General features: G+C 66.3%; 2 protein-coding genes. One reads left to right on the top strand and one right to left on the bottom strand.

What is annotated here, in order from left to right; genetic code table 11:
• Positions 1-479, top strand: a 479-nt coding sequence (locus tag D7W81_RS40595) for a DUF418 domain-containing protein (protein WP_147445820.1), incomplete at its 5' end; no start/stop codon positions are given.
• Positions 480-574: 95 nt separating this feature from the next.
• Here the strand turns inward: D7W81_RS40595 and D7W81_RS40590 are convergent.
• A complete protein-coding gene (locus D7W81_RS40590; RefSeq protein WP_120560667.1) occupies positions 575-2827 on the bottom strand; it encodes a M4 family metallopeptidase in 2253 nt (750 codons plus the stop codon).
• Between the last annotated feature and the right edge of the window lie 331 nt (positions 2828-3158).

Below are 3158 nucleotides of genomic sequence, written 5' to 3'. Positions count from 1 at the left end.
GGCTGGGGGTGGGCGGCGTCATCGGGCTGTTCATCATGGCGCTCAACCTTGCCTACTGGGGCATGGCGAGCCCGCCGGGCTGGCTGGTGTGGATGCGCATCCCGAAGGACGTGGGCATCGTCTTCCTGGGCACGGGCTACGCGGCGGGCTTCGCGCTGCTCTTCCAGAAGGAGCGCTGGGGGAAGGTGCTGGGCGTGTTCACGCCCGCGGGCCGCATGGCGCTGACGCTCTACCTCATGCAGTCGGTCATCAGCCTCTGTCTGTATGACGGCTGGGGCCTGGGGCTCGTGGGCAACACGCCGCCGTCGCTCACGGTGCTGCTGAGCCTCGTCGCGTTCGCGGCGCAGGTCGCCTTCAGCCACTGGTGGCTGGCCCGCTTCCGCTTCGGTCCGGTGGAGTGGCTGTGGCGCTCGCTCACCTACGGCCGCTTCCAGCCCATGCGTCCCTTGCCCACGGGCGCGGCGGGCGCGGCGAGCTGAACAAAAAAAGAACCCCGGGTTCCCGCGAGGAAGCGGGAGCCCGGGGCTTCAGGAGCGGAGCGCGGCACCTTCGCCGCGCCCTGCGCCTTCAGGGACTACGGGGTCTTGTACGAGGCCGCGAGGACGGTCTTGATGTAGCCGTTGACCTCGGTGTCCACCAGGCTCGGCACGCCGACCACGCTGATGTAGTACTTGCCCGCCGGGATGTTGCGCAGGATGCAGCTCTCCGTCGCGCTCTCCTTCACGCCACGGCAGTTGTACTCGAACTGCGTCGGGGCAGCGGCGGCGCGGACGTAGAGGTCCGCGTTGCCCTCACCCTCGCCCAGGGCGACGGACAGGGTGTTGATGCCGGAGTCCTTCTTGAACTCGGGCACGTCGATGATGAACGTCTGCGTGGAGCCCGGGACGCCCGAGAGGTTCTCGATGCGGGTCTCGTTGCCGATGTCGGTGAAGCCACCCTTCCAGGTCACGGACAGGCTGGTGTTCGTGTAGGTGGTGAAGCCCTTGATCATCACGTACCAGATGCCCTTCGCACCGGAGGTGGCGAAGACGCAGCTCTCCGCGTTGCCGGACTTGTACGGACGGCAGTCGTACAGGGAGTCCGTCGGGGCGTTGTTCTTACGGACGTAGAGGTCCGCGTCACCCGTGCCACCGGACAGCGTGAAGGTCACGTCCGTGGCGCCCTCGGGGATGGTCACCGAGTAGTACACCTTGCTGCCGGAGGTGCCGGAGATGCCCGTCACGGGCACGCCCTTCTCGATCGGCGTGGTGACCGGAGGAGGCACGGGCACGCCCACGCCCACGGCCTTCCAGGCGTTGCCCACCGAGGCGATCTCCGCCGCGGTGAAGCCCAGCTGCGTCGCGGCCTGCTCCGAAGCGGTCTTCGCCGCCTCGAAGTTGGAGGACGCGGTCAGCAGGTCGACGTTGATCTTGTAGAAGACCTTGGCGGCCTTCTCGAAGCCGATGCCCGTGACGACCTGGGTCGTCTTGGCGCGCGGGTGCGTGCCACCCTCGGACATCAGGTAGAACGCCAGGTTGGAGATACCGGAGCTGTAGTGCACGTCCACGCCCGAGCCGTAGTCCGGGTAGTAGTCGAGCGAGTCCCCGTCCAGCGTGGGGCTGTTCATGTAGCGCAGGCCGTCACCCGGGATGCTCGGGGTCCAGACGTCGTCGCCGACGATCCAGGTGCCCGCGTCGATGACCTTGCCCTTGCCGTACCACTCGCACACCGCGCCGAAGATGTCGGAGATGGACTCGTTGAGGCCACCGGACTCACCGGAGTAGGTGAGGTCGGACTCGGACGAGGTCACCGCGTGCGTCAGCTCGTGCGCCGTCACGTCCAGCGAGTTCGCCAGGTTGGAGGCGTTCACGCCGTCGCCATCGCCGTACACCATCTGGACGTCGTTCCAGTAGGCGTTGACGTAGTTGGTGCTGTAGTGCACCGAGCTGATCAGCTCGTGGCCGGCGTTGTCGTACGAGTCGCGGCCGAACAGGCTGTTGTAGCAGTTGTAGACGGTGCCCAGGTGGTCGTAGTTGTTGTTGACGACCGCGTCGGCGACCGGCGCCTCACCCTCGAAGCGGGCCTTCACGCCCGGCAGGGTGGTCTTGTGCTGCAGGTCGTAGACCTTGCGGCTCAGCGCGGAGTGGACGTGCGGAACGCGCTCGAAGACGTCGCCCGTCTTGGCGTTCACGAACACGGAGTCATCCACCGGGGTGGTGTCCGGCAGCGCGCCCTGGACGCGAACTTCGTACGCCAGGATGAGCTCGTTGCCCGTGCGGTAGTACACCAGCTGGGGCTCGGCGTTGGAGGACGCGCGCTCCGGGGAGCCACGGTCGCCAATGGCCGCCGCGACGGCCGCGTCCGCCGCGATGGTGGCCTTCGCCTCGGCCTTCAGGTCGCCGCGGGCGTTGGTGTTCACCGCGAACACGTTGCCGTTGCGGGCGTGCAGACGGACCTCGGCGCCCTTCACCAGGATGCCGTTGTGGGTCACGCCGTAGCGGAAGTGGGTGTCACCGTCGAAGCCGACGTAGGCCTTCTTCAGGAACAGGTCGTTCGGGTCGAGGCGGAACAGCGGAGCCACGCCCGCGAGCACCGGCGCCAGCTGCTGCGGCGCCGCGATCCCCTGGATGGCGGACGGAGCGGGAACGGAACCAAAGGAACCGGTGAGGAAGGTGGGGACCGCGTCGGAGTCCGTCGCGATGACCTTCTGGCCCGCCGACAGGTTGGCGGAAGCCTTCTGGACGTTCGCGTCCTCCGTGTTCGCGGCAGGAGCGCCGTCAGTGCAGGCGCCGACCATCAGGGACAGGGCTGCGGCACCCAGGGCGCCGAATACTCGCTTCTCGTACATGTAATCCTCCTAAGGGGAAAGATTAGAAAACACTGTGCCACAAGAGAGGCGCGTATTTCAAGTACAGGCGAGATTTCCAGCTTTACATCTTTTCTCAGACTTCGAGAATATCTCGCAACTGCTTGAAATGACGGAGGGACTCACGCAGTCGGCCACGGGGCAAGGGGCTGCTTCAAACCGAACTGACGGGACCTTCAGGTTTGAAGCCTCTGTCCGTGGATGCGTGCAATGAGTGAACGACGGGGAGAAATTGCCGTCTCATTTATTCCCGACCCGGGTGGGTCCCGTTCACCGCTGCCCCCCTACAAGGCCCCTCCGGGCGGGGCGGGCG

This window comes from Corallococcus aberystwythensis, assembly GCF_003612165.1.
Taxonomy (GTDB): domain Bacteria; phylum Myxococcota; class Myxococcia; order Myxococcales; family Myxococcaceae; genus Corallococcus; species Corallococcus aberystwythensis.
This window is presented reverse-complemented; position numbering and strand designations above follow the sequence as displayed.

Bases quoted from the DNA above. Each gene is read 5' to 3' on its own strand.
- D7W81_RS40590 (WP_120560667.1), bottom strand. From the start codon at position 2,827: ATGTACGAGAAGCGAGTATTCGGCGCCCTGGGTGCCGCAGCCCTGTCC.